Source organism: Thalassolituus sp. UBA2009 (assembly GCF_002335285.1).
GTDB classification, from domain to species: Bacteria; Pseudomonadota; Gammaproteobacteria; order Pseudomonadales; family Oceanobacteraceae; genus Venatoribacter; species Venatoribacter alkanivorans.
The window spans coordinates 836-6,319 of the sequence record NZ_DDCJ01000029.1 but is presented as its reverse complement, the minus strand read 5'-3'; the positions used below and the strand labels follow the sequence as shown (position 1 = coordinate 6,319).

The 5,484-nt window shown below is 52.9% G+C and carries 6 protein-coding genes; 2 read left to right on the top strand and 4 right to left on the bottom strand.

Translation table 11 applies throughout. The features are described from left to right. Positions 1-144 precede the first annotated feature (144 nt). From B3P58_RS03370 to B3P58_RS03360, 3 genes are all read right to left on the bottom strand, one after another. Positions 145-1,428, bottom strand: coding sequence for an MgtC/SapB family protein (locus B3P58_RS03370; protein ID WP_286716079.1), 1,284 nt, complete (start codon positions 1,426-1,428; stop codon positions 145-147). Between the two features lie 11 nt (positions 1,429-1,439). Continuing rightward, positions 1,440-2,978: a protein adenylyltransferase SelO gene (locus B3P58_RS03365; RefSeq protein WP_286716078.1), complete on the bottom strand. Its 1,539-nt coding sequence runs from the start codon at positions 2,976-2,978 to the stop codon at positions 1,440-1,442. Between the two features lie 79 nt (positions 2,979-3,057). Beyond that, on the bottom strand, positions 3,058-3,642 hold the full coding sequence (locus B3P58_RS03360; protein ID WP_286716077.1) for an NAD(P)H-dependent oxidoreductase: 585 nt from the start codon (positions 3,640-3,642) through the stop codon (positions 3,058-3,060). Between the two features lie 110 nt (positions 3,643-3,752). On the opposite strand from B3P58_RS03360, the gene B3P58_RS03355 reads away from it, so the two are divergent. Continuing rightward, positions 3,753-4,091 (top strand): winged helix-turn-helix transcriptional regulator, encoded by a 339-nt coding sequence (locus tag B3P58_RS03355; protein ID WP_230331892.1) that lies wholly within the window; start codon positions 3,753-3,755, stop codon positions 4,089-4,091. 40 nt (positions 4,092-4,131) lie between these two features. Here the strand turns inward: B3P58_RS03355 and B3P58_RS03350 are convergent, their stop codons facing one another. Continuing rightward, positions 4,132-4,710 carry an NnrU family protein gene (locus B3P58_RS03350; protein WP_286716075.1) on the bottom strand — a complete coding sequence of 193 codons (579 nt, stop codon included), beginning with the start codon at positions 4,708-4,710 and terminating at the stop codon, positions 4,132-4,134. 66 nt (positions 4,711-4,776) lie between these two features. Here B3P58_RS03350 and B3P58_RS03345 point away from each other — a divergent pair. Then, positions 4,777-5,484 (top strand): asparaginase domain-containing protein (locus B3P58_RS03345; RefSeq protein WP_286716074.1); only part of this gene is annotated, 708 nt, incomplete at its 3' end.

Here is a 5,484-nt window from a genome sequence, read left to right as displayed (position 1 = left end):
GATAAGTTCCCCTGGGAGGCATTGGGCCTGGATGTTAAAAAATGCAGTTTTTGCCAGCTGCGGTGCTGATTAAAAACTGTGGGACAGTAGTGGCCAACAGGCCGGTTTTTTTATGGATGTTTTCCTGCTGTATGCCCTGCAGATTCAGGGCGCCATAAGCCAAAGGCTCAGAGCGCCAATAATCAGAGATAAAAGCATCGCCAGGCTGACGCGGATGCCCAGCGCCGGTTTGCCGATAACCATAGCAAGGCCTGCCTTAAATAAATTATTAACAGTGACCGCAATCAGAATACCGGTGGCTGCGACGGTCAGTGTCAGGCTGTCGCCGAGTGACATACGCGATAAACTCAGGCTGATGGCATCGACATCGGTAATGCCGGAAATCGCCGCCAGCAGATAAACCCCGGTGCTGCCCATTTCCTGCTGCAGCCATTCGGTCAGTAATAAAATAATGACCAGCAGGCCACCCAGAATTAAAGCCGATCTTAATTCCAGCGGATTTTTGGCCAGATCAGGATGGCTGACGTCGGTTTTTGTATGACGCAGATTCATCACAATGGCGGGCAGATATAAAGACAGGGTCATCAGTAATACCGGCAGCCAGAGCAGGGTGATTAGCTCACGGTTAATTACCAGACAGTAAAGTAAAATACGCGGAAACATGGTGCCGCAGGCCAGCAGAATACCGGCCGCTAATAACGGTGCATTGGCCGGTGATGAGCGGGCAAGGCGGGAGAAATGCAGTGTGAGTGCGGTTGATGAGCTTAAACCGGCGAACAGACTGGTAAACAGCAGGCCACGGCGCTCACCAAGAATACGTACCGAAAAATAGCCAACAAAAGAAATCGAGGCGATCAGTACCACCATCCACCAGATTTCATAGGGATTGATCACGCCACCGGGGCCAAAGCCTTTATCCGGCAGCAGTGGCAGCATCACCACAGAAATCAGTAATAATTGCAGTGCGGCATCCAGTTCGTTTTCGCGCAATTTGCGCAGGGCGCTGTGAATTTCGCTTTTGTTATCGAGAATAATGGTGGTGACCACGGCCGCCATAGCTGCGATCACAGTTTGACCAGCGGCCACCATGGCACCAAAACAGAAGGTCAGTAATAAACCCACCACACCGGTAATGCTGACGTTCTGATGATTGGCGGCATAAGTACGGTAACCGCTGATGGCCAGGGCTGCCATTACCAGCAGCATTGCCGGTAAAAACCAGGGCGAAATACTTTCTGACAACAGCACGCTGATACAGCCGGTCAGAGCGGTCAGCGTATGGGTACGGATACCGGCAACCCGTGCGCCGGCTTCCTGTTCGCGTGATACCCAGCCACGTTGCAGCCCGATTAACGCACCCAGAGATAAAGCAATGAATAACTGAAATGCTGTCTGGGCATGGCCATTCACAAATACCGATAAATCCATGTCAGTTTTCCTCAGGTGCCGCAGAAGGTGCGTAACACTTTTTCATCCGGCTTTGGCGGTTGTTCATAATCGGCATATTCTGCCTTGCTGCGGTATGGCTCGGCCAGTACCTGTAACAGTTGTTCAAAGACGGAAAAATCACCTTCTTCAGCAGCGGCAATGGCTTCGGCAACGCGGTGGTTGCGCGCAATATAGGCCGGATTTTTATTCAGCATACGTTGTTCGGCGCTATCGCTGTCGCCACGCTGAATTAACTGCTGCTGCCAGTCGTCCAGCCAGTCATTAATATTCTGCACCAGTGTTGCGCTGCTGCGGCATTCCGGCAGATTCAGCAGTTCCAGTAACGCCTGGCGTTCACTGTCTGGCTGACTGCAGTCGCTTAAACGGCGGAAAAACAGCGTATAGTCGATACGTCCTTCGGCCAGCAGTGCCAGCAGGTTTTCAATCAGCGCCTGATCACTGTTTTTCAGTGCGGAAAAACCCACTTTTTCGCGCATATGTTCAAGCCAGGCCTGTTGTTGCCATAAGGCAAAATCCTGCAGAATGGCGGTGGCTTTTTCGACCGCAATTTTCTCGTCGTCGTTAAATAGTGGCAGCAGAGTTTCTGCCAGTCGCGCTAAATTCCACTGGCCAATGGCTGGCTGATTCTGATAGGCGTAACGGCCATGGCGGTCGATGGAGCTGAATACCGTTTCCGGGTGATAAGCATCCATAAAGGCGCAGGGGCCATAATCGATGGCTTCACCACTGACGGTCATATTATCGGTATTCATCACACCATGAATAAAACCGAGCTGCATCCACTGGGCAATTAATTCGGCCTGCTTATGGCAAATGGCTTCGAATAATTGCAGATAAGCATCGTCATCGCTGCTGTTAATGTGCGGATAATGACGGGCCAGTACATGGTCGGCTAATTGTTTAACGGCTTCGCCGTCGCGGCGCAGGGCAAAATACTGAAAGGTGCCGACACGGATATGGCTGGCGGCGACGCGGGTAAATACCGCTCCGGGTTCGCGCCCGTCGCGTATCACCCATTCGCCACTGCTGACCGCAGCCAGTGCACGGGTGGTGGGTACACCTAATGCGTGCATGGCTTCGCACAGAATGTATTCGCGCAGCACAGGCCCAAGCGGTGAGCGGCCATCGCCGCTGCGCGAAAATGGCGTGCGGCCACTGCCTTTTAACTGAATATCACGGCGCTGCCCCTGAATATCGAGCAGGTCGCCGAGCAGAATAGCGCGGCCATCCCCTAATTGCGGATTTAACTGCCCAAACTGATGGCCACTGTAAGCCATCGCCAGAGGGGCGGCGTTGTCGGGAATTTGATTGCCGGAAAATATCTGTGCCAGTTCGTTGTCACTGTTGTTGTCGCTGGAGCAGGCGCTGGAGCTGGCGGTATTAAGCTCTATGCCTAATTCCTGCGCGAGAGTGCTGTTAAAACGGATTAACGCCGGATTTTTTACCGGCGTTGGCAGCACCCGTGCGTAAAAACGCTCGGGCAGAGCGGCGTAGGCATTGCTGAACGGTATTTGCAGGGAAAGAGACACGGCGCTTCCGGAATAAATAGGTGTGTTAGGGGCTGTTCAGGCCCTAGGATATTCCGGCAGCGACCGTCTTGCCAGCGCTTCAGGCCGCAGAAGGTGCGCCCTGTTGCATAAAGCTGGCTGACTTTTGTTGAATCAGTCTGCACAACCGCTCTGCATGTTCATGAGCTCTTTGTGTAATATCTTCACGGCTGTTATCGCCACCGGTTTTATACACCATATCGTGGGAAATCAGCGGCGGCAGGAAGACCATGCCGGTAAAGTTAGCGCTTTGTTCCAGCGGACGCAGCAGCTCCTGAGTGGTGAAGTGGTTATGGCCACCGGCTGCATAGCTGTTCAGTGGACCGCCGATGGTGGTTGATACCAGTAAGTTTTTGCCACGCAACTGACTGTCCGGGCCATAGGCAAAGCCAAAAAGAAATACACGGTCCATCCATTCCTTTAAAATTCCCGGTACGCTGTACCAATGAAACGGATACTGGAAGATAATCAGATCGGCCTGCAGTAATGCCTGCTGTTCTGCAGCAATATCGATCTGAAAATCCGGATAAAGCTGGCCGAGATTACGCACTTCGGTATCCGCCAGCTGGCCGATCTGGTCAGCAATTATTTTATTGGCAAGCGAGTTCTGAATATTGGAATGTGCCAGAATAATTAACGTTTTCATAATGTGTTTCCTTGTTAACGTCCGGCGATCTTAGACGATGAAAACCGTGCGCATAAGAATGCACATTTCTGATACTCAGTACCCTTTTGTATACCCTTGGACGATATGAAATGAACCACTCAGACTATGATTGCAACCTCGGTTGCCCGGTAGAAGCGACTCTTGAGCTGATTGGTGGCAAATGGAAAGGCGTAATTCTTTATCACCTGCTGGATGGAACACATCGTTTCAATGAATTACGCCGGATTATGCCGGACATTACCCAACGAATGCTGACCCGTCAGTTACGGGAACTGGAGGCTTGCCAGCTGATTTCGCGCACAGTTTATGCCGAAGTGCCGCCACGGGTGGAGTACAGCCTGACAGAGTACGGCCGGACTCTGGAGCCGGTCATACAGGCATTACGCGGCTGGGGTATGCAGCACCTGACTGCTGTTCAGAATCAATAACCACTGTCAGGTGATGCGCAGTAAAGCGGAGAAAGATTATTTAACCGAACGGCTTCACGCCAATCAGCATGCCATGCAGCCACAGGGCAAAGGCAACCCAGGCGCCGATACCCACAACCAGCGTCAGTACGTCGCGTACCGCTCCTTTATACTCTTTCTTCACCCCGGCGATACGGTCACGGCGACGGGATACCGCAAATCCGGCAATAGCCCAGATTAAGAAGGCACCGAACAGCACCAGATCGTGCAGACCGCCATTGGCGATTAAATGGGCAAAGGCCCAGAGTTTGATGCCCAGATACATCGGATGGCCGAGCTTAACCTGCAAACGGTTGCCGGGAATCTGGCTGGCAAACAGCAGAATAAAAGCGGGCAGGGTGATCAGTGCCGCCAGATGGCGTGTCCATACTGGTGGTGTCCACAGCCAGGTCGGGTTCATACGGGCTTCGCCGTAACCGATCACCAGCAGAATAAAGCCGCCGATGGCGACCACAGAATACAGACCCTTCCACGGCAGCAGCCCCAGACGGCTGACCATGGCGTTACGCCATTGCGGCGCGATCAGGTTGGTACAGTGTCCGCCGATAAACAGCAGTAGTCCGGCCAGCAATAATGTCATGGTCATTCCTCAATTCATTATGTTTGTGCCATCATGCAGGCATATCAGCGCGGATAAAAGTTCTGTATGACGTCAGCACGCAAACGCATTTACATCGCCTACACCGGCGGCACTATTGGCATGGCCCGTACTGAGCGTGGTTTTCAGCCGCTGGCCGGCTTTCTGGAAGATAAAATCCGCAGTCTGGCGGAATTCAGCCGTGACGAAATGCCGGAATTTGAGCTGCATGAATACCAGCCGCTGCTCGATTCGTCGGATATGACGCCGGCGCAATGGATGCAGATTGCTGCCGATATTCTTGCCCATTACGACCGTTTCGATGGCTTTGTTGTGCTGCACGGCACCGACACCATGGCCTATACCGCCTCAGTCCTGTCCTTTATGTTGCCCGATCTGGGCAAGCCGGTGATTGTGACCGGTTCACAGATTCCGCTGTGCGAGCCACGCTCCGACGGCCACGATAATTTACTCAACGCGCTCTATATTGCCGCACATTATCCGCGTGCCGAAGTGGGCCTGTTTTTTCATCACCGATTATTGCGTGGTAACCGGGCGACCAAAATAAACAGTCAGGGCTTTGATGCCTTTGATTCACCCAACTGCAATGCGTTGCTGCATGCCGGCACTACCATCGAGGCCGGCCTGCCGGAACTGCGTCCGCTGCATAATAAACTGCCACAATTTAACGCCCTGAAACATGCGGCGGTGGCGGTGGTGACCCTGTATCCGGGGATCGATTTTTCGCTGTTGCAACGCCTGCTGGAACAACCACTG